The organism is Macrococcus bovicus (genome assembly GCF_004359575.1).
Lineage (GTDB): Bacteria > Bacillota > Bacilli > Staphylococcales > Staphylococcaceae > Macrococcus > Macrococcus bovicus.
This window is the reverse complement of record NZ_SCWF01000003.1, coordinates 26319-50327: the sequence shown is the minus strand read 5'-3', so window position 1 is coordinate 50327 and position 24009 is coordinate 26319. Positions and strand designations below refer to the sequence as shown.

27 protein-coding genes and 1 riboswitch are annotated in these 24009 nt (G+C 42.7%); of the genes, 6 read left to right on the top strand and 21 right to left on the bottom strand.

Going from position 1 to position 24009, the window contains the following annotated elements:
• Positions 1–357: 357 nt before the first annotated feature.
• The 12 genes from ERX55_RS04055 to ERX55_RS04000 form a co-directional block, all read right to left on the bottom strand.
• Positions 358–1137, bottom strand: a complete 780-nt coding sequence (locus ERX55_RS04055) for an SDR family NAD(P)-dependent oxidoreductase (protein ID WP_133451327.1) — start codon at positions 1135–1137, stop codon at positions 358–360.
• A gap of 12 nt (positions 1138–1149) precedes the next feature.
• The gene (locus ERX55_RS04050; RefSeq protein ID WP_133451326.1) at positions 1150–1530 is read right to left on the bottom strand and encodes a GNAT family N-acetyltransferase; all 381 of its coding nucleotides are present in this window, start codon (positions 1528–1530) and stop codon (positions 1150–1152) included.
• 65 nt (positions 1531–1595) lie between these two features.
• Entirely contained in the window at positions 1596–3596 is a 2001-nt protein-coding gene (locus tag ERX55_RS04045) for an acyltransferase family protein (protein WP_165983701.1), read from the bottom strand.
• Positions 3596–4087, bottom strand: a complete 492-nt coding sequence (locus tag ERX55_RS04040) for a cupin domain-containing protein (RefSeq protein ID WP_243721451.1) — start codon at positions 4085–4087, stop codon at positions 3596–3598. Before ERX55_RS04040 ends, ERX55_RS04045 begins: the two co-directional genes overlap by 1 nt.
• 36 nt (positions 4088–4123) lie before the next feature.
• Entirely contained in the window at positions 4124–4837 is a 714-nt protein-coding gene (locus ERX55_RS04035) for a YebC/PmpR family DNA-binding transcriptional regulator (RefSeq protein ID WP_133451323.1), read from the bottom strand.
• Positions 4838–4916: 79 nt separating this feature from the next.
• Positions 4917–5546 (bottom strand): Bax inhibitor-1/YccA family protein, encoded by a 630-nt coding sequence (locus ERX55_RS04030; protein ID WP_243721450.1) that lies wholly within the window; start codon positions 5544–5546, stop codon positions 4917–4919.
• A gap of 56 nt (positions 5547–5602) precedes the next feature.
• Positions 5603–7129 (bottom strand): gluconokinase, encoded by a 1527-nt coding sequence (gene gntK, locus ERX55_RS04025; RefSeq protein ID WP_133451321.1) that lies wholly within the window; start codon positions 7127–7129, stop codon positions 5603–5605.
• A gap of 11 nt (positions 7130–7140) precedes the next feature.
• Entirely contained in the window at positions 7141–7689 is a 549-nt protein-coding gene (locus ERX55_RS04020) for an esterase/lipase family protein (protein ID WP_165983700.1), read from the bottom strand.
• 59 nt (positions 7690–7748) lie between these two features.
• A complete protein-coding gene (locus ERX55_RS04015) occupies positions 7749–8747 on the bottom strand; it encodes an inorganic phosphate transporter (protein ID WP_133451319.1) in 999 nt (332 codons plus the stop codon).
• 10 nt (positions 8748–8757) lie between these two features.
• Entirely contained in the window at positions 8758–9375 is a 618-nt protein-coding gene (locus ERX55_RS04010; RefSeq protein WP_133451318.1) for a DUF47 domain-containing protein, read from the bottom strand.
• 195 nt (positions 9376–9570) lie between these two features.
• On the bottom strand, positions 9571–10482 hold the full coding sequence (locus tag ERX55_RS04005) for an NAD-dependent epimerase/dehydratase family protein (RefSeq protein ID WP_165983699.1): 912 nt from the start codon (positions 10480–10482) through the stop codon (positions 9571–9573).
• 89 nt (positions 10483–10571) lie between these two features.
• The gene (locus tag ERX55_RS04000) at positions 10572–11645 is read right to left on the bottom strand and encodes a YkvI family membrane protein (RefSeq protein WP_133451316.1); all 1074 of its coding nucleotides are present in this window, start codon (positions 11643–11645) and stop codon (positions 10572–10574) included.
• 131 nt (positions 11646–11776) lie between these two features.
• Between ERX55_RS04000 and ERX55_RS03995 the strand changes: the two genes are divergently transcribed.
• Positions 11777–12151 carry a hypothetical protein gene (locus ERX55_RS03995; protein ID WP_133451315.1) on the top strand — a complete coding sequence of 125 codons (375 nt, stop codon included), beginning with the start codon at positions 11777–11779 and terminating at the stop codon, positions 12149–12151.
• 30 nt (positions 12152–12181) lie between these two features.
• Here the strand turns inward: ERX55_RS03995 and ERX55_RS03990 are convergent, their stop codons facing one another.
• The 4 genes from ERX55_RS03990 to ERX55_RS03975 all read right to left on the bottom strand — a co-directional run bounded on the left by ERX55_RS03990 (position 12182) and on the right by ERX55_RS03975 (position 14112).
• Positions 12182–12679, bottom strand: coding sequence for a hypothetical protein (locus ERX55_RS03990; RefSeq protein WP_133451314.1), 498 nt, complete (start codon positions 12677–12679; stop codon positions 12182–12184).
• A gap of 156 nt (positions 12680–12835) precedes the next feature.
• Positions 12836–13171 carry a zinc ribbon domain-containing protein YjdM gene (locus tag ERX55_RS03985; protein WP_133451313.1) on the bottom strand — a complete coding sequence of 112 codons (336 nt, stop codon included), beginning with the start codon at positions 13169–13171 and terminating at the stop codon, positions 12836–12838.
• Positions 13172–13202: 31 nt separating this feature from the next.
• Positions 13203–13691, bottom strand: coding sequence for a methylated-DNA--[protein]-cysteine S-methyltransferase (locus ERX55_RS11615; RefSeq protein ID WP_279512552.1), 489 nt, complete (start codon positions 13689–13691; stop codon positions 13203–13205).
• Positions 13675–14112: a GNAT family N-acetyltransferase gene (locus tag ERX55_RS03975; protein WP_133451311.1), complete on the bottom strand. Its 438-nt coding sequence runs from the start codon at positions 14110–14112 to the stop codon at positions 13675–13677. Before ERX55_RS03975 ends, ERX55_RS11615 begins: the two co-directional genes overlap by 17 nt.
• Before the next feature lie 88 nt (positions 14113–14200).
• Between ERX55_RS03975 and ERX55_RS03970 the strand changes: the two genes are divergently transcribed.
• Positions 14201–14896: a type 1 glutamine amidotransferase domain-containing protein gene (locus ERX55_RS03970; protein ID WP_243721457.1), complete on the top strand. Its 696-nt coding sequence runs from the start codon at positions 14201–14203 to the stop codon at positions 14894–14896.
• Between the two features lie 24 nt (positions 14897–14920).
• Here ERX55_RS03970 and ERX55_RS03965 read toward each other — a convergent pair whose 3' ends face one another.
• Both ERX55_RS03965 and ERX55_RS03960 read right to left on the bottom strand, forming a co-directional pair.
• Positions 14921–15496 (bottom strand): C40 family peptidase, encoded by a 576-nt coding sequence (locus ERX55_RS03965; RefSeq protein ID WP_243721449.1) that lies wholly within the window; start codon positions 15494–15496, stop codon positions 14921–14923.
• Positions 15497–15879: 383 nt separating this feature from the next.
• A complete protein-coding gene (locus ERX55_RS03960) occupies positions 15880–17325 on the bottom strand; it encodes an NAD(P)H-binding protein (RefSeq protein WP_133451308.1) in 1446 nt (481 codons plus the stop codon).
• Between the two features lie 153 nt (positions 17326–17478).
• Between ERX55_RS03960 and ERX55_RS03955 the strand changes: the two genes are divergently transcribed.
• From ERX55_RS03955 to ERX55_RS03945, 3 genes are read left to right on the top strand one after another with little or no spacing between them, the layout of a single operon-like run.
• Positions 17479–17961 (top strand): DUF805 domain-containing protein, encoded by a 483-nt coding sequence (locus tag ERX55_RS03955; protein WP_133451307.1) that lies wholly within the window; start codon positions 17479–17481, stop codon positions 17959–17961.
• Positions 17962–17969: 8 nt separating this feature from the next.
• Entirely contained in the window at positions 17970–18392 is a 423-nt protein-coding gene (locus ERX55_RS03950; protein WP_165983698.1) for a GNAT family N-acetyltransferase, read from the top strand.
• A gap of 58 nt (positions 18393–18450) precedes the next feature.
• Positions 18451–18771, top strand: coding sequence for a hypothetical protein (locus ERX55_RS03945; RefSeq protein WP_133451305.1), 321 nt, complete (start codon positions 18451–18453; stop codon positions 18769–18771).
• A gap of 20 nt (positions 18772–18791) precedes the next feature.
• Here ERX55_RS03945 and mqo read toward each other — a convergent pair whose 3' ends face one another.
• The 3 genes from mqo to ERX55_RS03930 all read right to left on the bottom strand — a co-directional run bounded on the left by mqo (position 18792) and on the right by ERX55_RS03930 (position 22800).
• Positions 18792–20279, bottom strand: coding sequence for a malate dehydrogenase (quinone) (mqo, locus tag ERX55_RS03940; RefSeq protein WP_133451304.1), 1488 nt, complete (start codon positions 20277–20279; stop codon positions 18792–18794).
• Between the two features lie 87 nt (positions 20280–20366).
• A complete protein-coding gene (locus ERX55_RS03935) occupies positions 20367–21848 on the bottom strand; it encodes an FAD-dependent oxidoreductase (protein ID WP_133451303.1) in 1482 nt (493 codons plus the stop codon).
• Between the two features lie 133 nt (positions 21849–21981).
• Positions 21982–22800: a MetQ/NlpA family ABC transporter substrate-binding protein gene (locus ERX55_RS03930; protein ID WP_133451302.1), complete on the bottom strand. Its 819-nt coding sequence runs from the start codon at positions 22798–22800 to the stop codon at positions 21982–21984.
• Positions 22801–22873: 73 nt separating this feature from the next.
• Positions 22874–22976, bottom strand: a riboswitch (SAM riboswitch).
• 132 nt (positions 22977–23108) lie between these two features.
• Here ERX55_RS03930 and rarD point away from each other — a divergent pair.
• On the top strand, positions 23109–24005 hold the full coding sequence (gene rarD / locus ERX55_RS03925) for an EamA family transporter RarD (protein WP_133451301.1): 897 nt from the start codon (positions 23109–23111) through the stop codon (positions 24003–24005).
• The last annotated feature ends 4 nt before the right edge of the window (positions 24006–24009 follow it).

The window sequence follows — 24009 nt, the reverse complement described above, 5'->3', positions numbered from 1 at the left end:
GCGATATTTCACGTTTATCGCTCATAACTCATACTATTGCTGCGGTCGTCCCTTGTTATGAGCGATATTTCATGTTTATCGCTCATAACTCATACAATTGTTGCGGTCGCCCCTTGTTATGAGCGATATTTTACGTTTATCGCTCATAACTCATATCATTGCTGCGGTCGTCCCTTGTTGTGAGCGATATTTCACGTTTATCGCTCATAACTCATACAATTGCTGCGGTCGTCCCTTGTTGTGAGCGATATTTCACGTTTATCGCTCATAACTCATACTATTGCTGCGGTTGTCCCCCGTTACGAGCGATATTTCATGTTTATCGCTCATAACTCAGCGTGTATTTAGTCAGATACTCTATAAAGCAGCTCCACTGCCACCATCGATATTAACTGCCGTACCTGTTACATAGCTTGCAGCATCTGAAACAAGGAATGAAATAACATTTGCTGCTTCTCTCGTATCACCGATTCGGCCAAGCGGAATACTGAACTTCGGATCTCTTGCATATTCTTCCCATGACTTCTCAGGCGCTTCCTGCTGCCAGCGTTTCTCAATCTGCCCACTTCGAATCAGACCGATACAGACTGCATTGACACGAATATTATAGGGTGCTAAGTCTTTGCTGAGTGTTTTAGTCAGTGCAAGTCCTGCTGCTCGTGACACAGATGTCGGTGACGATTCAGCGGGTGGTGTTTTGCCGGCAACTGCTGTCAGATTAAGGATAGCACCACCTTGTTTCTTGAGTTCAGGCAAAGAAGCATGAATCATATGCAGCCAACCAAAAAGCTTCAGATTTAAATCATTCTGCCAGTCGCTGAGTTCAACATTCTCAAAATTTTCAGCAAATGCAGAACCCGCATTGTTGATCAGAATATCCAGACGACCATATGTTTGTACTGCATGTGCAATAATTTTCTTTGCATCTTCTTCTTTTGTGACATCTGCTACGACGTAACTCAGAGTCTGGCCGGTTTTCTCTTTTATCTCCTGAACCGCTTCATCTAATCCCGTTTCATTGCGTGCCACCAAAACAACTTTCGCTCCTTCTTCAGTCAGGAGCATGGCTGTTTCTTTGCCAATTCCTTTACTTGAACCTGTAATCACTGCGACTTTATCCTTTAAACCTAAATCCATTCTATTCACTCCTTAGTTTTCATGGTATGTTCTTCTAAAGCCGTAAAATGGTCTGAATCTGGGTGTATAGTAATCCTTGGAATCCGCTGTTGCAAGAAGTTCCATTCGTGTAGAAGGATAGATATCATGTACATAATCCAGCAGAACTCTTGCATACCCCTTACCTCTGACATCTTTTCTCACTATCAGCTCACAGACATAAAGGGAGACATAGCCATCTGTCAGCGCACGAATACAGGCGACCACTTCATTTTCTAGCTCCATTACGAATGCGACACTATGTTGCCAGCTATGCAGGGTCTGTTCGTGACGAGCAACTAAATTATCCCAGCCTTCTGCCTTATTCAGAGCCTGAATCTGATCAATATCAGCCGTCCTGAATGCTCGAATCATCGCATCATCTCCTTAATCCTATTGTAATTAAATGCATCTTTATTTGCGAAAAAAACGTTCATCCATCAGGACAAACGTTTCGCTTTTGCTTTTTTGAGTAACGGGATTAAGTCCTTCTCTATATAGGGACTCAAAGTCTCCATATAGGATTTTGAAATGTGACCATTGTCTACATACACCATAACATTCCCTATGACAGGTCTACATACTTCTTCATCACAGAAAAAATCAGTGTAGTCAAAGACATGTACATTTTCCGGCGGATTCTTTAACTTAGCCCAGTCTGAAGGTTCAGGGAATAGTACTTCTCGCTTTGTCTGGCATTTAGGGCTATCTGCTCCATACTGATTGACACAAGTCGGTACATCTTTACGGAAATACGGTGTATCACGTACACCAAATACTTCAATCCCTTTTTTATTCAGTGCTTCGAATTGTTCAATATAGCCCACCGGCACTTCATGAATATTCCAGTAACCTACATCGACATTCGCAAAGACTATATCCGGTTTCTCAGCCACGATTTTATCAATAACATGCTGATTCCAGGCGATACATGATGGTTGCTTTGCTTTGTAGGTGGAAAAACGACAGCCGCTTTTCGTTATATTGAGGACGCGGATTTTATTTTTCTCTGCCATTTTGACTAGAGCAGGCTGCCAGTGAGCCGCATGAGAGCTTCCTACTAATGCGACAGTATAATCATAATTTTCTGTAACACCATACTCACAAACCTTCACCACCGGGTCACCCGCCGCCACATGACAGCCATCTGTATAAGGGTCTGCTTTGTCATTTTTGATTGCTTCTGCTTCAGGCAGATAATCTTTTTGCGGCACATTATCCATGTCAATAGAACGTGCGCCCGGATAATCATCTGAACCTATCAGTTTCTGGTCAGCCACCTGATCACTGCTCATCTGGTAGAACCAGAATGCATTGCTGCCCGCTACAATCGCCAGCAAGCTACCTAGCAGTAACGCTGTACGTGCACTTTTATTCGGAAACTTCATTTTTCGTAACGGCCGTTCGACAAAGCGTGTCGTCAGCCAGGACAGGAGAAGTGAGCCTGCTAGAATCAATAGGCCATCTGTAAGGGGAACATGCTTAACTTCTTTAAACACATGGTAGAATGTCAATACTACCCAGTGCCATAAATAAAACCCATAAGACAATGCGCCCAGTTTAACCATCCAGGCGGTGCCGAGCAGTTTCTCAACCCCGAACTTCGAAGGATTCTCACCTGAAATCAGAATGAAGACTGCTGCCAGGGTCGGCCATAATGCCACATAGCCAGGGAACAGTGATGATACATTCAGCACTAAACCGCACGATACCAGCATCAATAAACCCAGCCAGCCGAGTAAGCCAGCCAGCATATGAGGCAACTTAATACGAGTCAGAAGCAGACAAAGTAAACCGCCAAGCGCAAACTCCCAGACCCGTGTTCGTGTATCAAAATAGGCCCACGGTTGATTGATAGCAGTCAGATAAACTGAAAACACAAACGAAACAGCAAATAGAATTAAAAACAGAATGAAAAGTGGTTTTTTCACCGTTGTTTTCATCCACTTCGCACTCCAGATTGCTAACCAGATCAGCAAGAACCAGATGATATAGAACTGTCCTTGGATACTCATTGCCCAGAAATGCTGAACCGGACTTTTTGCGTTGGTATGATCCAGATAGTCAGTAGCTGTATAGGCCAGTTGCCAGTTCTCATAATAGAAAGCTGATGCAAAGATTTCCTTTATTGTCTGTGACCATTGTACTTCCGGCAAAAAGAAATAACTGAGGACAATGACTGTAAACAAGATAAAAAATGCAGCAGGCACTAGTCTTCTCAGCAGTCCGAAGATAAAGTCAAAGAAATTGACCGTACCCGTCCTTCTGACTTTAGACAATAGACTTGTCGTGATCAGAAAGCCTGACACCACGAAAAAAACGTCTACTCCTCCCGATACCTTACCCAACCAGATATGATAGACGGCTACAAGGAGCGCAGCGATGACGCGCAGGCCTTCGATCTCCGGACGAAACTTTTTATTTTGATTAACCGTCTCCACTAATCCCTGATCTCCTTCAATGCATATTTTAAAATCAGTGCTTCATGTTCAGGGTATATCTTCAGCAGTTCATCTTGCGTGAAAAGTTCAAATGTCTCGAACTTAAATCCCGGTGACACCATACACCCGACCAGGCTCCACTCATGATCCGCTTCAACTGTAGACGCGAAAATAGTGTTTTTAGGCACAAGAAACTGCGGGACTTCGCCGTTCAATACATCAAGACCGAGCTTTACATATTGATAGGTGCCATCTGCCATAATCATATGCAATGTCAGTGCATCACCGCCATGAAAATACCACAGTTCATCAGCATCAATGCGGTGAAAATGTGAGATATTGCCTGTCTCCAGTAAAAAATAAATGCTTGAATAAAGTTCGCGTCCTTCTGTTGTTAAGGTCGAACGATATGTCTCACTATAATACCCGCCTTCAGGATGCGGTGTCATATTGAGCCCACTGATCAGTTGCATTTTCTTATTATCCTTCATAGTTCCCCCTATAAAAAAGCCAAGAAAAATCTTGGCTTATAGTTCCACGTTATGATAGACGTTCTGGACGTCCTCTAAATCTTCAATCGCATCAACCAGCTTTTCAAATGTAGCCAGATCATCTTCACTTAATTCCAGCTCATTCTGGGCTAACATTGAAAGTTCTGCAACCGTAAATTCTTCAATCCCTGCATTATTCAGTGCATGCTGGACAGCTGCGAACTGATCTGGTTCAGCATAGACAATCGTTTGTCCGTCTTCTTCCATGACGTCACGTACATCGATATCTTCTTCCATCAGCAGTTCGAGCGTCTCGTCAGCTGATTTGCCTTCAAAACCGAATACCGCTGTATTATCGAACATATAGGCAACAGAACCGGAGACACCCATGTTCCCACCGTTCTTACCAAATGCAGCACGGACGTCACTCGCTGTACGATTGACATTATTGGTCAGTGCATCAACGATGAGCATAGAACCCGCCGGCCCAAAGCCTTCATAACGCAGCTCATCATAATTTTCTTCTCCGCCACCCTTCGCTTTCTCGATTGCGCGGTCAATGATATGTTTAGGTACTGAATAAGTCTTGGCGCGCTCCAGTACGAATTTCAGATTCTGGTTTGATTCCGGGTCCGGTTCGCCAGACTTCGCAGCCACATAGATTTCACGGCCGAATTTGGCATAGATTCGACTCGTATTCTTGTCCTTTGCTGCTTTCTTATCTTTGATATTATTCCATTTACGACCCATAAAGCCATCTCTCTTTCGATTTAATATAAGCTTATTATACACTATTTCACACAAAAAAAAGAGTGACTTCACGTCACTCTTAATCTCTCAGGATACTTGCCAGTCTCAGCACATCCATGATGATGTTCAATAAATTCATAAATAAGTTGAAGCCCATCTCACGCGGTGAGAAAGCGCCGCGTTTCATACGGTTGAAATCATAGATCGTATAACCGAGGAAAATAGCCAGTCCAAAAACAGTAATCACCAGGTGAAACATAGGTATATGGATAAAGAAGCCGAGAATACTCGCAAATATAAGTGCAATCAGTGCCGGGAAGAGTAAACGGCCTAAGCTGGATGCGTCACCGATTACAAAATAACCCAGGAAACCAAACATAAAGAATGCAGCAACTGCGAGTCCGACATTCTGATAAAAAGCAACTGTGCCAAGGTCATTCAGAAAATACATAAACGACGCATAGCTGACGACTCCTATCAGGAAGGCCAGTACATTTGCAATCAGGGCACTGAATTTACGTGAGGACTTCACAAATAATGAAATCAGAACGATGGCCATAATCAGTATCGAAACTGACATGCGAAGAGCAGGCGGGACGAATTGTCCGGCAAAAGTACCTACTGCAAAGATAAGCCAGTAGTACATAAAATACAGCCATGCCTGGCGAATCTGTCCGGACCTTGATATAGAAACATTTTGATAATTCATAAGCATTACCTCTTTAAGTTATTAGTAGCATTCATTGTACACGGCTCTAACTAATTTCACAAAGAATTATACTTGCGCTGGAAATCTGCTATACGTGAATATTGCTCAGTAAGTGACTGGACGGTATCCATATAAAGCGGCATTATTTCCCGGTAAATACTGACCTGCTCATCTTCAGGGATATGACAGAATGAATGGCCGACCCAGTCTGAGACATGCGAAAAATCAGCCTTCTCACCTATTGCCACCTGCCCCAGTATCACTGCACCTAGACATGAACTTTCGTGACTTGCCGGAACAATCAGCTTCTCATCGAATATATCTGCCATCATCTGGCGCCACAGCTTGCTGCGTGCAAAGCCACCGGTTGCCTTCACCGAAGTCACCGGTTCATCCATCAGAACAGTTAATGCCCTGTACACTGTATAAAGATTATAGAGAATACCTTCTAGTGCAGCACGTATCATATGCTCTTTTCGATGTGCAAGGGTAAGACCGATGTACGATCCTCTGACATCTGAATTCCATAATGGGGCACGTTCGCCTGATAGATAAGGATGAAATATCAGCCCGCTGCTGCCTGCAGGTACCTGTTCTGCTAGCCCCATCAGCACATCATAACTGTCGATGCCCAGTCGTTTCGCTTCTTCAGTATCACTGGCAGCAAGCTCGTCACGAACCCAGCGCAACACTACGCCTCCATTATTGACCGGACCGCCGATCACCCACTTATCTTTCGTCAGTGCATAACAGAAAAGCCTGCCCTCATGGTCAGTACGCGGCGCATCAACAACAGTCCGGATAGCACCACTTGTGCCGATGGTCACCGCGACTTCACCCGGTCTGAATGCATCTACACCGAGATTGCTGAGGACGCCGTCAGATGCACCGATAACAAACGGGGTCATAGGATCGAGTTTCATTCGCGCTGCAATCGAGTCATCCAGCCCTCGCAGAATAAAAGTTGTATCCACCGCGCGCGAGAGCTGCTGTTTCTCGATTCCTAGCTCATTTAAGATCTCTGCATCAAATCTCAGCTCATGAATATTAAAGAGCCCTGTCGCAGAAGCAAGCGAATAATCAATCACATACTGACCGAAGAAACGTTGAAAAACGTATTCCTTGATACCGATAAATTTAGCTGCATGGTTAAATATTTCCGGCGCTTCATGTTTCAGCCAGATGAGCTTGCAGAGCGGACTCATCGCATGTATCGGGGTCCCTGTCCTATCATATATTTGCTGCCCCCTGTTCGTCATCCTCAGTTCCTTGGCATAAGCCTGACTTCGGTTATCCGCCCAGGTGATGCTGTTTGTCAACGGCTGATGTTCTGCATCCATGACAATCAGACTATGCATCGCACTTGAAAAACTGACAAACTGAACAGCTTCTCCGTTGTCAGGGCTGACTTGTCCAATAGTTTCTATGACCGCCTCCAAAATATCATCCGGTCGCTGTTCAGCGACATCCGGGACAGGCGTCAGCAGAGAGTATTCCACATGGTGCACAGCTATCACTGCACCTGACTGATGGTATAGCACTGCCTTTGTGCTTGTCGTTCCTATATCTACACCTATAAACATCACGTTTCTCCTTATGATTCTAAAATAGGCAGCAAATCTTCTATACCTTGATGAAACTCATGTTTGCCTTCTTTTTTCGTAATGGTATTCAATCCTTTGAAGTGTTGTCGCCAGCAGTCCTGATGACTGATATTGACACGGTCATCATCTTCAGACTGAATATGATATAGAATAATCTTACTGTCTAATGCGTCTTCTGCATGTTCTTTCAGTTTATTCTCCGGTGCGCTGAATTTATCATCACACCCGAAGAAAGGTGAACCGATCAGCACCACCTTAGAGATATGATGCGTATCCTGATTTTCTGTCAGATATTTCATGACGACTGTACCCCCGAATGAATGTCCTATAATAATCAGCTCATCTTCTTCCGGAATATCAGCAAGTGTCTCTGTCAGCACTTTAACCCAGTTTTTGTAGACTTGTCCGTCTTCACGTGGGAAGGAAGGCGTGTGCCACTCGATTCCCTGCAGCTGGCTCTTTAAGTAACGAATCAGCGGATTGCTCCCGCTGTCATAGTTCTGTTCACTTGCACTATGAACAACAAGTACATGTTTCATGGTCATTCCTCCCATATAAAAAAGGTAAACTCATGATAAGTTTACCCTTTTTTAAAGTTCTATAAAAATAAATGCAATATAAAATAAGTGAGTGCAGCGATAAGAGCTGATATAGGTAATGTAATGACCCATGTCACAACCATACGCTGTGCAGTAGTCCATTTCACTCCTTTAATACGGTGAGAAGAACCGACACCCAGTATAGATGAGGATACGACATGCGTGGTTGAGACAGGCAGATGGATATGAGTCGCCCCGAAAATGATAAGCGCTGAACTGAGGTCAGCTGCGACACCATTCGCCGGACGAATTTTCATGATGTTCCCACCGACCGTCTTAATAATTTTCCAGCCGCCGACTGCCGTACCGAGACCCATCGCCGTTGCACAACATATTTGAACCCAGCGCTGTATTTCTGTCCCTGTCTGCATATTTGCGGCAATGAGAGCCATCGTGATAATACCCATCGCTTTTTGGGCATCGTTTGTACCATGAGAAAAAGCTTGAAGTCCTGCCGTGAAAATCTGAAAGAACCGGAAATTACGATTGGTTCGTGTCAGGTTACTGTTCTTAAACACGACTTTAAAGATTGAATAGACAATATAACCGACACCGAACGCCAGTAAAGGAGAGATAATCAGTGCCATAATGATTTTGACGAAGCCACTGTAATGCAGGACGCCAAATCCTGCTGATGCAATCGCGGCGCCGGCTACAGATCCTATTAATGCATGGGATGAAGAACTCGGAATGCCGTAATACCAAGTGACTAAGTTCCAGATGATTGCGGACAATAATGCCGCCAATATAACAACCGAGCCATTCTTCAATGTAAAAGGATCGACGATATCTTTTGTGACCGTCTTCGCGACCCCTGTTGAATACATAGCACCGAGAAAATTCAAGACGGCTGCCATCAAAATGGCATGTCTCGGTTTTAAGGCTTTAGTTGACACTGCTGTGGCAATCGCATTCGCTGTATCGTGAAAACCGTTGATAAAGTCAAAGACCAGCGCACAGACAACGATGGCTATAGTGATAATTAATAATTGATCCATCATGAAACTCCTAACTATTTTTCATAATGATTGATTCAAGATTGTTGGCCACTGTCTGACACTTGTTCGCAATATTTTCAAGTGCCTGATAGATATCCTTGATTTTCATGATGGTAACAGGGTCTGTTTCAACAGAAAGAATATGTTTAATCGACTGACGTAAAATATTATCGCAAATGGTTTCATGATCTTTGATATTCATTGAATGGACACGAATATGAGAGAATTTTTTTGTACCGATTAAATCAACAGCCATTTTTATTTCATCTGTACATGCCTGAATATTTTTAACGAATTCACTCATGAAGTCATCAGTATACTCTATTGAATACATCTCGAACATGGCAGACGTCTCTTCCATGCCATCCATGACATCATCAATTGCATTACCTAATGCCAGAATATCTTCGCGTTCAATCGGTGTGATGAATGTCTGATTGAGGTCTGAAATCATCTGCTGCATTAAATCATCACCATGTTTTTCGTATGACTTAATATTGTCAGCATACTTCTTGAGATCAAATGCATGATGGAAAGACATATCGCCAAACACAACAGATGCACGTTTCAGATTCTCAGCCATATCTTCCAGCTGTAATATAAACTTATCTTTCTTCTTCGTAAACATGAAAATCCTCCTAGAATTATGTGGAATAATCTCACAACATCTATTAGTGTAAAACAAAATAAAAAGAAACGATACCTTTTTGTAAAGTTTAAGTAAATTTTGTAGTGATAATATTAATTTTTTTGATATATTGCTAAATTAAAGCGTCAAAGAAACAAAAAATCTATTCTGACACTTTCAGAATAGATTTTATAGTTATCGATGGGGTGTATATGTCTTAGTCTGACCGTTCCGCTGTTCTTCATTGAACTTCTCTATTCGCATCTCCACTTCAAATATACGCATGGTCAAGGCATGAAATGGTGCCTGGAGAAGCTGATAGAATAACCACGATTTAGAAGGCTCATAGCGATGGATGCAGACCATGATTTCTTCCGTCCCGAGCATTCGCCGGAACTCAAGTGTGCCGGTGTGCTGATGTCTTATTGTCGCCAGTTCCCCGCCTGCAATATCAAATATCTGGCGGTCATTGTTGGACAAAGCTGTGCGTCTTTTAAGATGTATCAAGTCTCTTTTAGCACCTTGCAGATAATATGAGTTCTCATCAATCTCAACATTGGATAGTCCCGGCAGAACATTCTTATAATAGTCGAAGTAATGTGCCGTAAACTTTTCAAGCGTCCATGATGCCGGTATCTTGAAACGTCTGATAATCCTGACATCATCTCTTCTCGCACTTTGAAACCGCGCGAGCATGCCTTTACGTCTGATGGCTGTATGCGTCACTCTGACGGGTGTCTGATAGGAGCGTAGGATTCTCAGCGTTTCATCGTCCTCCACTGCACCTGCCACATAGATGATTTCTTTCACGTTCATCGCTTCTGCTGCACGGCCGTAGTTATCGGCCGCGAGAGCGTTCATATCATTGTAGGACGCTTCCATCGTTTTGGATGACCGTTTGGTCGGATCCAGGAAGTAGACAGCAATATCAATGTCTTTCATCGCTGTTATCACATCTTCAAGCGCAAAGATATCTCCTCTCATCCAGCTGACATCCTCATAAGCCTGTTTATACTGCGATAAGACAACCAGGTCGTGCTCCATATGTAAGGACTCATAAAGATGTTTTCCAATATAACCGCTAACGCCCGTCAATAACACTCGCATCATTCTACCTCCACTCATTCTTCATTTCATTTTAACATTTACCCATTTCAAGCACAAAAGATACAGGGTTCTCACCCTATATCTCTGAATTATGCAATATGTTTCTTCCCTTTACGTTTACGCAGAAAATATTTCACGGTGATACCCATACATAAGACAAGTCCGACGTAACCCATCAGCGGGTAAATAACATCTACTAATTCTACAAAACCAACGAAACTTAAACCGTAGCCGATGATCATTGAACCAAAGAGCAGGAGTTTATAGTTTCTTGAATAAGGTGTAGTGAACCGAGCGACGAATGAGTACATCAAACCGACGATAGTATTGTAGATGACAAGCAACATAATGATGCTCAGCGCAACGCTGATAATCGGGTGAATCTCCCGTCCCAGTAAGATGGTTGGAATCGCTGCCTGATTGACTTTATCCAGTTCAGCGAGCAATCCTGAATTCACCATCAAAATTAACACTAACAGGATGAGACCGCCGATTAAACCGCCACGCCCGGCTACTACTTTACGGCTTGCGTCTCCACCAATCGCAGTCATCATACTGAAGGCCGTTGAGAATGCAAGGGCACCGTAGAGAATACCATCCCACCACCATAGATGCGTCGGTTGTCTGGAAACATCAATATGCTCGTTCACTTCGCTGAATGGTACGGTCCCATTAAAGAAGAAATAGACAGCGATAATCGTTACAACAGTAATCAGAAACGGTGTCACCATGCCAAGTGCACCGACTATTTTATTGAAATCCATTAACAACGTAAAGCTGACAGCGAGCATCATCAGCAGTGAGCCGAGCCATGTCGGTACACCAAAGCTTTCATGTGCTGTACTTCCGGCCCCGGCAATCATAACGACTGATAAGGCATAAAGAAAGAAAATCAAGATATAGTCAATGATTTTTCCAAATTTTTCACCAAATAAGTAATGAATCGCACCGACATGATCTTCTGCATCCAGTGCATTCCCGATTTTTGAGATCTGACGCCCAAAGAATGTCAGCATCAGCCCCGCAATCAGAATAGCTAAATAACTATAAGTACCATAGTTCGTGAAAAACTTCAAAACTTCCTGACCAGTGGAAAATCCCGCTCCGACCACTACGCCCACATAGGCTGATCCGATTTTAACTGCTTCTGTATTTTTCGACACTACATCTCCTCCTAAATTGAAATAAAAACTCAAAACACAATCTCTTGTTTACCCGGCTTAGTCATGAATAAACATTTTATGAAGAGATAGGTTATAATAAGGAGGTACATCAACTTGAGAGGAGCTTGACTATGGAATTACATAAACAAGTAGTACATATGCATTTAAAAGAGCTGCATGTCCGAGATTTCGAGCAGCATTCTCCTGAAATCACTAAAATGCACCGTATCGATATTGAACAGCATCCTGAGGATAACGAGATTTTTGAGTTCACCCTCAACTTCATGTTCGGCCATTTTGGCACGCAAGTAGATGGCGTCATCCAGGCGACGATTATTGTGAAAAGTGATGATCCTTCTGCTGATGTGCTTCAGGAGCTTCTGAGCAACGAAAAGATGTATGCCGTTCCATTATTCTCTAAAGCTTCTGCTATTATCACAAAAATAACTGAAGACCGCGGTATGTTTCCGGTCATTGTTCCAGTTGAACTCTGGCTGGAAGAATAGAAAAATCCTCGGATGAGTCATCCGAGGATTTTATGCGTTTTGAGAACGGCCAAGATCATTGATATCCACAACGCCGGCATCCATTTTTTTAACTGCTCTTTTCATGAGATCTCTTGCAATCTTATTATGCGGATCCAGCTTCAGAATTTCCTTTGCCACTTGATAAGCCTGTCTATCCGTCAGGACAGGCTCCGGTACCGTGTATAGGAATAAGAGCTGCAGCAAGCTTTTGATCTCCTTGTATTCGGTCAATCCAGCAGAGCGTTCAGCATGATAATAGGCTGCTTTGAATGCATCGGTCACTTCACTGAGCGGATAAACCAGTAATAAAAATGCCAGATCGTGAAGTTCCGCACTTTCCTGTTCTTTCATCACTTCTACAATAAAGGTATAGAACATAACAGATTCTGTATTCTGAGCCGCTCCAATGAATGCCTCTTCAAAATCCAGGAAATCATTATCGGTCATCAACTGCCTGACACGCTCAAACTCACCGTTCAGAATCAGAACTTCAATTTGTTCTTTCAATTGATGATCCTCCTTCTTTTTCAGCATTTATATTGTAACATATCCTCACCTTAATACCTAATACTTCAAATGAGTAAATTTACTCTTATTATCAGGCAGCCTGAGAAGTGTTGACAACTAATATAACATGCTGCATCCTCGCCATACCTCTGAACTTTATAATTTTTTGACGACTGACGATTTCAGACCAATCTGACCAAAGCCTTCTATTTTACAGTCAATATCATGACCATCTTCAGGATCGACCAAACGGATATTCTTAACTTTTGTGCCTTGTTTAATCACAGAAGAAGCACCTTTTACTTTTAGATCTTTGATGACAGTGACTGAATCCCCGTCTGCGAGTTCATTACCGTTGACATCTCTGATTATTACCGCTTCTTCTTCATCTGCATGTATGGGCCACTCGTGCGCACACATCGGACAGACATAATTCATTCCATCCTCATAAGTATATTCAGAGCCGCACTGCGGGCATAAGGGCAAAGTCATGCGTTATTCTCCTTCATTATCATTTATTCTCTCAATCATTATAAGGGACAGCTTCAATATCCAGCAATATTCTTTTTAGATGAAGACCACTTGAGAAGCCTGTTAGTTTACCATTTTTTCCGATCACACGGTGACAGGGAACGGAAATCAGGACGGGATTGCGTCCAATTGCACCGCCCACTGCACGAACAGCTTGTGGCCGTCCAATCATGTCAGCGATATCACTGTATGTCCGCGTTGTGCCGTACGGGATGGTCTGAAGTGCATTCCATACTTCCAGCTGAAATGGTGTGCCTGTCAGATCATACGACCAGTTGAATGCTGTTCTTGCACCTGCCGCATAGGCCAGCAAGTCCTCCATATAGATATGATTTTTCTGATCTGCCGCTTCTCCAGTGACCCACGTAGCCTCTGCAATAGTCGGCATGGTATGGCTGAGTGAGCAGACACCCTGATCAGTAGAGCAGAGCACCAGTTTCTCATCCCATAATGTAAAGTCGCTTTTATAGATTTTTTTCATAAGTACGCTCCATATCAACATGTGGAATCATATCCTCAAAGTAAATAACAGACGTCTCTGCGAAACCGAATGAACGATAAAAATCAGCGAGATGCGCCTGGCCCTGTAATTTTACGGTCTTGCCCGCATAATGTTCATCAATATAGTTCAGACAGACCGTCATCAGTTCCCGTGATAAGCCTTTTCCCCGAAATTTCTGATTGACAATGACACGGCCAATATAAAGGTCATCACCTTCAATGATTCGGGCATAGGCTTCTAAGCCGTCGTCAAATTTTGTAACATGGAGAGCCGCAAGATCCTGGTCATCAATTTCTCTATAGGCACATTGCTGTTCCACGACAAACGTATCTACCCTAAGTCTTGTGATATCATACCATTCTCTCGTCGATAATTCGTCAATTTTTCTTATTTCCCACACGGTCATCACCTCATATTTTTGTTCATTCTACTACAGATGAAGCATGAATACGACATTATCGGGTATAAAATAACAAAGGAGTGAAACTATCATGAAAAAAATTCTTGTTGTCTTGACCAATACTGAAAAATATCAAGATATTAATCGTGCGACCGGCTTATGGCTAGGAGAAGCAGCACAGTTTGTAGAGGTGGTTGCAGAAGCAGGCTATGAAATCGATTATGTCAGTCCAAAGGGCGGCTTTGTACCGATTGATCCTTCCAGCATGCCGACAGCTGATGACATCGACTTTAAATGGTATGGCGACGCAGATTTTCAGCGCCGTGCCCTCGCGGAATCTCTAAAACCAGCTGATATCAATCCGGCAGATTATGCAGCGATTTATTACACAGGTGGACATGGCACTATGTGGGACTTCAAAGATAATATGGAACTTCAGCAGATTGCAGAGCAGATCTATCAGGACGGTGGCTATGTGACAGGCGTCTGTCACGGAATTGTCGGCCTTGTTAATCTACTGGACACAACAACAGGTCAGCGCTTAATCAAAGGGAAGAAAGTAACAGGTTTCAGTAACCTTGAAGAGCGTTTAAATCGCACTAAAAAACATGTGCCTTTCCTGGCAGAAGACAGTCTGGAAGAAGCAGGAGCTAAATATAAGGCTAAACGTCCAATGAAAGAATATGTGCGGACAGACGGGCGGATTATTACTGGACAGAATCCAACTTCTGCTCAAAAAGTAGGTAAAGAACTGGTGAAAGCATTAAAAAGCCGGATATCTTAGAGATATCCGGCCTTAAGCTTTTAATTAGTAGCGATAGTAACCTGTAATAGAACCATCAATATATGATACTGCACGTTGACCGACACCAGCTGATGGATTTAATGCATCAACCATCTGGCCGTTACCAATATAGACACCAACGTGTGAACCACCGTTGAAGAAGACTAAGTCACCTGGTTGTGGAGTTGAGACAGGTGTACCTGCTGCCATTTGAGCCCAAGTTGTACGTGGAATTGATTTACCCATTGCTGCTAATACTTGCTGAGCAAATGCAGAACAGTCAACAACAGTAGATGAATTACCACCGTATACGTATGAACGGCTTGCTGCCATGCTGTTTGCGATTGCCGCAACGTTGTTATTAACTGAAGCAGTTGTAGCTACTGCTTTTTTAGCAACAGGTGCTGCAGCTGTATCAGAAGATGAGACACGATCTAAATTAGCTGCTGGAGCTGCAACAGCTGGTGCTTGAACTGCAGCTGTACGGTTGAAGCCGTTTGAGTAGTTATAAGTTCTTGAACCATCTTGGTTAACTACATATGTGTAGCTGTATGATTGGTTAGATGATACTGCTGGCGATTCAGCTTGACCATTATTCACTTCATCGATAGTGTGAGCTGCTGCGTCTGCATGGTGAGAACCTAATGTTGCAAGGCCAGCTAAAGTTGTTAAAGTAAGTACTGTCTTTTTCATTATATAATATCCTCCAGAAATTCAGTTGAATGAATTTGTAATTTTTTAATAAGTGCTGCGTCATTTATCAGCGCTTTGCGATGAATTTATATTAGCATTTAAACTTTGAAAATGGGGCGTTGTTATATATTTGTTACATAAGTGATATGTTTAACGGCTAAATGTTACAATGACTGATCAGCTATGTAATAAACAGCAAAACCGCAATAAACCTTATTCTAATAAGGTTTATTGCGGTTTTTATCATATTTATTAATTCAAATTTCTACCAATTATATTACAAAGATGACTTAAGCTTCTTTTGTTTTCTTCCCTTTGTCGACCAAATAAGTGGAATCTAAAGTCTTCTCAAGGATTTTAGTTTCCCAGCCAAACAATGTCATCACAATTAAATGAATACGTGCTTGAGTCAGTTTATAGATAAACCATGGTAATGTCGGCTCATATTCATGAATCGCAATAATACATTCATTAGTATCCAGGATTCTACGGAACTCTAAGCGTGCTCTTCTCTCTTCGCCTTCTTTGACTGCTTTAGAGAATTTACCCCCTTTAATCATGAATAAAACCCGGTCATCATCTGAATAATCCTTATTTTTCTGCAGAATCAGAATCGGATCCTTGAAAATAGGCAGGCTGATGGATAACGTATCGCCATCGATTGCCGTGTTAATAAATGACATACCAATACGGGATAGCCAGTTCATATAATAATTAGCTGTCTGATCGATGGACCAGGATGATGGAATCGTAATACGTTGAACTGACTTAACATCACTTTTTTTCAGCGCTTGCCCAATGGACTTCGACTTTTTAGATTTCTTTTTATCTTCTTTATCTTCCTCGATGGCGGTTTTAATACTTTCATCCAGTGGAGTAGGCGCATTCGTAATACCTTCAACATAATTTTCCTTTGAAGGCACCATGTCATGGACGAGGCTGTCAAGAAGCGGATACACCAGTTCCTTCGGCTCTTCGGTAATCAGACTGACAATCGGTTTAGTGATGGAGACCGGAATAATCGGCAGATCCATCATCGGCAGTTTTTTACCCATGACTTTTGCGGTCGCTTTAAACATGCCTTTATAATCTGTTACATCGTTGAAAATATCAATGGATTCATTTTTCTCGGGACGACGTTCAATCAGAGCAGCCAGCCCTTTAACGACGTCTTTTAAAGCAACGGGTGCCGTTTTGCTGTATGCCCATTTAGGCAGCACAAGTGCCGGCAGACGTTCAGTTAATTTTTTCAGGATCGGGAATGACGAGCCTTTCGGTCCGATGATGAGTCCCGCCCGTAACGTTGACACGGGTACGCCATATGAACCAAGAATCTTTTCACATTCTAAGCGACTGCGCAGATGATCTGATAAATCCTCAGATTTTTCATGCGGCATAATACCACTCATAAAGATGATATGCTTGACCCCTTGTTTTTTAGCCGCACGCCCGAAGTTATCAGCGAGGATAGCATCCATATCGACAAATGAAGCCTGCGTCAATTTAGCTGAAGGCTGCATTGAATGGACAAGATAAATCGCAGTATCAATACCTTCCATCGCCTCTTCCACATCTTTAATAGAGAACAGGTCGACTTTCTTCCATTCGACATGCTGTTCATTTTCTTTATTTTTAGTACTGCGGGATGCAGCAATAATCTGATAATCATCCTTGATTTCATTAAGCAGGTTAGCACCAATGTAGCCAGAAGCACCAGTCAGTAATATTTTCTTCATGTAAACCCCTCTTTTTTTATGATGATAAACTATACCCGTATATTTCCTTTCTATGTATGAACCTTAAAGTTTTCTTAAACTGTCAGACAAACCTTAGCAACGAAATCATTCTGTGCTATATTTTAGACAGATATTCGAAAGCAGGTGTTATTTTTGATTGTAACCATGACGGCGATGGAAGCTTATAAGCGATTCTGGACGCAAGCATTTAATTTGCATGACCGGGCCAGACGTAAAGAGTTCTGGGTTCCTACCAGTCTCCATCTCCTTCTTTATTCCATTGCCTATGTTGTAGTCGGAATGTACTATAAATTAGATAATGAACATATGTATGTCATCATGAACTTAGTCAGTAACTTGATTCTGATTATCCCTACCTTCTCAGTGACATTCAGAAGACTTCAGGATTTAAACATACCTGGCTGGTTCACATTAATTGTGCCTGTGCTTCATCTACCAGCAGCCTTGCCCGCTCGATTCCTCGATATCGACATTCAGTTTTTTATCGAAATCCTTCATCTATTCATCACGCTTATCTTACTCATTATTATGACGTTTGATGGCACGGAAGGACCTAATCAATACGGCCACGATCCTAAAGAAGAAATAGATGAACTAAATCCGAGGAAATACTGATGTATCGCATGCATAAAATGACCCCACATGAACAGAACATAATAGTGTCGTGGCGTTATCCTAAGCCTTATCACCTATACAATCTGACCAAGGATGACTTTGACAGTAAAAATGACTTTTTCACTGTCTATAGAGATCAAGAACTAGTCGGTATGTTAAAACTTCATTATAATGAAGGAACTTGTACACTCGGCCTCGGTCTCAGACCTGATCTGACAGGTAAAGGGCTTGGACAAAAATTTGTGGAAGCAGCTGTTCTCTTCATTAAAGAACAGGGGTGTCAAACCATCCAGCTCGCTGTTATATCGTCAAATGAACGTGCCATTAAAGTATATGAACGCTGCGGTTTTGCTGAGAAGGATTATGAACTGATGCTTGCCGGTGATGTCCTGCAGGAGTTCCTAATCATGGAATATCAAGAAGAAAAATAATCTAACGTATCATCATTAAAATTTTGTTGTATATAGCAACTTAAAAGGAGCTTTTACCATGTCTACTCTCTGCAATTGTGCTACGCTCAGCCATATCCATGTTTCAGCGGACTACGGCGCTGATCCTATCTGGTGTGCAATCTGTCATTCTAATTTAGATGTCACTGAATTCCCTATTTCTGATACATTAGATCACGATCTATTCCGTTGGACAAACCGCTACGGTGAATGGCTTGACCTTGAAACAAATCAAGTCATATCAGGTGGCGAAGTACTTGAAACAAAGCATAACGAAGAAGGCGTCTTCCTGACAAAAAGACTGCAGACTGAACTTCCACATTACACGTTCACTTTCATTCCATCAGAAGATACAAAATAAAAGCAGCCGTCTGGCTGCTTTTATTTTTTCGGTATTAAGTTAAGTGCCTCTGACACTTCCTGGTTGACCTGCTCAAACAATGCTTCATTATCTCCTAACTTCTGACCATAGGAAGGAATGATGTCTTTCAGGCGTTCTTCAATATTCGGAATCTGACTGCCAAAACATTTGACCAATACTTGAAGCATCACATGGGCCGCTGTTGAAGCCCCTGGCGACGCACCGAGCAGTGCTGCCACTGTGCCGTCTTCTGAAGTGATGACCTCTGTACCAAACTGCAGTGTACCTTTGCCTTGTTCAGTATCTTTAATGACCTGTACACGCTGCCCCGCTACTACGATATCCCAGTCATCCGCTTTTGCATTCGGCACAAATTCTCTTAATTCTTCAATGCGCTGTTCTTTAGACTGCATCACCTGTTCAATCAGATACTGTGTCAGTTTCATTTCTTTTGCACCTGCTGAGAGCATTGTCAGCAAGTTATTCGGCTTCACTGATCCGATCAGATCCATATAAGAACCTGTTTTCAGGAACTTAGGAGAAAAGCCGGCGTAAGGACCAAATAACAGTGATTGTTCACCGTCAATATAACGCGTATCCAAGTGAGGAACTGACATTGGCGGTGCACCGATTTTAGCTTTACCATAGACTTTGGCATGATGCTTCTCAACAATAGCCGGATCCTTACATACTAGGAAGAGTCCGCTTACAGGGAAACCGCCGATATGCTTCGATTCCGGTATACCTGTCTTCTGCAGCAACGGCAGACTGTAGCCGCCCGCTCCGATAAAGACGAAATCAGCATTGTGATACTCTGTCTTCTTACGGTCTTCATCATAGACTTTAACTTGCCAGCCGCCGCCCTGCACACGGTTTAAATCTTTCACTTCATGACGGTATTCCAGGCTCACCCCTTGTGCCTGCAATACATCAAACAGATCTTCCGTCAGTTTGCCGAAGTTGATATCAGTGCCTGATTCCATCATCGTCAGGGCCATCACTTCATTCGGATCGCGCCCTTCCATCATAAGAGGCACCCATTGTTTCATTTCTTCTCTATCCTCTGTTATTTTCATGCCACGGAACAGCGGATTGTCAGTCAATGCCTTGTAGCGGTTTTTAATGAAGTGAACATTATCCTCACCACTAACATAACTCATATGCGGCACCGGCATGATAAAGTCCTGCGGGTTTTGAAGCAGCCCCTTTTTCACTAGATGCGCCCACAGCTGTTTTGACAGTTGAAACTGCTCATTGATATCCAGTGCTTTTGATATATCAACATTGCCGTCTTTATCTTCCTTTGTATAGTTGAGCTCACATAAAGCAGAGTGACCTGTTCCTGCATTGTTCCAGGCATTTGAGCTCTCAAGTCCAGGTTGATCAAGTTTTTCAAAGACAGTGATATTCAGCTCCGGCTTCAACTCTTTAAGTAATATCCCTAAAGTGGCACTCATAATACCGCCACCAATCAAAATAACATCGGTTTTGTTCGTCATGTTTCGCATCCTCCTACCTTGTTTCTACCTATTATACGCTTATCTCTTGCAAGAAAAAAGTATGCGATTACATAACTACATGATTAAAGAACCTGATTATTTTAAATCCTTTGTCGCCGGTCCTTCCAGCACACAACCTTGCCGATCGAATCTTGAGCCATGACATGGACAGTCCCATGTTTTCTCGGCACCATTAAACTTAACGACACAGCCGAGGTGCGTACAGAACGGGCTGACATGGTGCTCATTGCCTTCGTCATCTTTATAAACCGCCTGCAGTTTTCCTTCTATATTGAAGATACCGCCATCTCCGGTTTTAAGTTCAGAGGTGTCCGTACTGTAATCTTTCAGCGCCAGCGTTTCTCCTTTGACTGCATCTTTGATTTGTTTACCCAGTGCTTTCGCCTGATTTCCGAGAGTATTGATGCGTTCCGGTCTGAAGAGTGCTTCATATGGATTATGCCGACGATTGATTAAATCGCTGATCAACTGGGCTGCTGTTGCTGCTGTGGCCATCCCGAACTTATTGAAACCCGTGATCACATAAAGGTTTGGATCCTGTTTATCATACTGACCGATGAGCGGCATACGGTCCACCGTCATCATATCCTGTGCGGACCACTGTGCCGTTATATGACCTTTAAAGTTTTCCTGGGCGAATTCACCGAGCTTTTCATACGCCTCTTCAGTCCGGTCTTTGGCACCTGTGATATGATTCTCACCACCCACCAGTACCCCGATCCCCGCTTCATGATGATAATGGCGGATTGAACGTTTAGGTGCGTCCACCGTCTGATACATCCCGTGTGGAATATCGATGCCATCCGCTGCAACAATATAAGAACGTTCGATCTGCAGCTGGGACATATAGTTATTTTTCAGGTGATTGACGGGAAAGTGCGTCGCCATGACTGCCTTTTCGAAATGAATCGTGTGACCTTTTTCAGTCAGGGCTTTAATTTTCCCGAGCTCTGTAATCAAAGTTTCTTCATAGAAACTAACGCCTGCTTTCACAGCTGCTTCGACCATGCCCGACAGGAATTTAATCGGATGAAATTGAGCTTGGTCCGGCATCTCCAGTCCAAGTGTTGTTTTAAATGGCAGACCTAGATCTTCTTCGTGCAATCTCGCCTTGATTCCTAACGTCTGATAAGCCTCATATTCATCGCGTATAGCTTTTTCGTTGCGGCCATCTGTCACCTGCGTACTGGACATTTTCTCGAAATCGCAGTCTATAGCATGTTTCTGAACTAAATCTTCAATAGCCTTAATCCCATCCACTTGCGACTGATAAAAAGCTTTTGCTTTATCTTCTCCTTGAGACTTCAGAATCTCCTGGTACATGAGGTGATGCTGAGCAGTGATCTTAGCCGTTGTATTAGCTGTCGTCTCCTGCACCAGTTTACGGCCTTCAACAAGCGTGACATCTTGACCCGCTTCAGCTAAACGGTAAGCGGCAAGAATACCTGCGATCCCCCCCCCGATGACAAGCACTTCAGTTCTGATATCCTGTTCCAGTGCAGGAAAATCAGTCACTTTCGCCGACTCAGTCCAATAAGAAATATTCTCTCTTTTCATTGTATAACCTCCCTAAATGTCATTCTCTCTGCTATACCCTCTGCTGAATAAAAAATACACTGTTCACGCTATTTACATAAAAATAACACCTACCTTTGACGGTCGATGTTATGGATGTAACCTCTTGCACTTTTTACTTCTCATAAGGGACGACATCTTTGCCGAATTCCTTGTTAATATAAGCTTTCATATCTTCTGACTGCAGGACTTTAATCAGCTCCTGAAACTTTTTATCATCCTTATGCCCTTCCTGTACAGCCAGGATGTTCGCGAACGGGGATGATTTATCCTCAAGTGCAATCGCATCTTTATGAGGAATAATACCATTATCGATTGCATAGTTGGAGTTCATAATGACTGCCGCACCTTCTCCGTTCTTATAAGTCTTCGGCAGAAATTCTGCACTCTGCTTATTATTGAATTTAAGATTCTTCTTATTCTCCACGATATCCGTAAATTTGGCATCTTCTATCTTCACGCCATCCTTCAGCTTGATGACCCCTTCATTGACGAAGAAAGAGAGGAAACGGCCTTCTTCAGCCGGATTACTGGAGACAAAGATTTCTGCACCGTCCGGGATTTCAGCTAGATTCTTATATTTTTTACTATAGACTCCCATCGGTGTCGTGAATACTTTGCCGACTTCCTCAATTTTATAATGATGGGTCTTCTTTTCTGCATTAAGATATGGAACATGCTGGAATAAGTTGGCGTCTACATCGCCTTCATCGAGTAATTTATTAGGCACTTTGTAATCATTGACGATTTTAACTTCAACGTCGTAACCTTTTTTCTCCATCGCCTCAGCTGCATGTTTGACCACTTCTCCGTGCGGGGTAGGTGATGCCGCAACTACGATTTTCTTATCGTTCTCTTTTTCATCCGCTGAACCGCATGCTGTAAGCGTCACTGATAATAAGAGTGCACTTAAAATTCCTAAACCTTTTTTCATCATAGAATCCTCCTCAAATTTTTTAATAAAAAAAAATACTTTCTCCATAAAAAATAGAGAAAGTATCCGCTTTCTCTCATCTTCTAAAGCAATCGCTTTATGTGAATTAGCACCATGTCAAACTGACTGGTTGCCGGGTTTCATCGGGCACATCCCTCCACCACTCTTGATAAGAGTTTTATTAAGTTGTTAAAATCATAGCAATTGTATCGACATTCGTCAATAACTGATCAATCAAAAATTTCTTGACTAACAAACTTTTTCAGAAAACATCCAGACTTCTTCTGGTATGATAGCAAGGAGGTGAAATTATGTCTGAAGAACAAAAAGGAATTCTCTACGCTGCAGGCAGTTATGTCATGTGGGGCGTCCTACCTTTATACTGGAAACTGATCGACGGTATCCAGTCTTATGAAATTCTAGCGCATCGCATCATCTGGTCCCTAGTCTTTATGATACTTCTCGTCTTCTTTCTCGGTAAGACATCTGAACTCAAGATTCAGACAAAAAGCCTGTTCGGCGAACCGAAACAGGCACTCAGTCTATTCATTGCGGCCGTTGTCATCGCTATGAACTGGGGGCTCTTTATCTGGGCGGTCTCGAATGACCATGTGATGCAGGCGAGTCTTGGTTATTACATCAATCCTTTGATGAGTATTCTGCTCGGTCTTTTCTTCATGAAGGAACGGTTCACTAAAGTGGAATGGCTTGCTATCGCACTTGCTGCGGCCGGTGTATTCTATATGACGTTATCGCTCGGTGTATTTCCTTATATTTCTGTGCTGCTTGCTGCTTCTTTCGCAATTTACGGTCTCCTGAAAAAGAATATCCGAATCGATGCCATCTATACCATTCTGCTTGAATGTCTGTTCACCTTACCTTTCGCATTAATAGGACTGGTTTACTTGAAAAGCATTAATATGAGTCATTTCGGTATGAATCAGGACAGCTTTATTCTGCTGTTCTCAGGTGCGCTGACTGCGATTCCGCTGATCATGTTTACAGCGGGCGCACGTCGCATCCCGTTATCATTAATCGGTTTTCTGCAGTACATAGGACCGACACTTATGCTGATCCAAAGTGTCTTTCTGTTCAATGAGCAGTTTACTATCACCCACCTTATTACATTCGGACTGATCTGGACAGGACTCATTCTCTACAGTATTTCAAAAATCATGACCTACCGAAGACAAAAACGTATATAAAAAG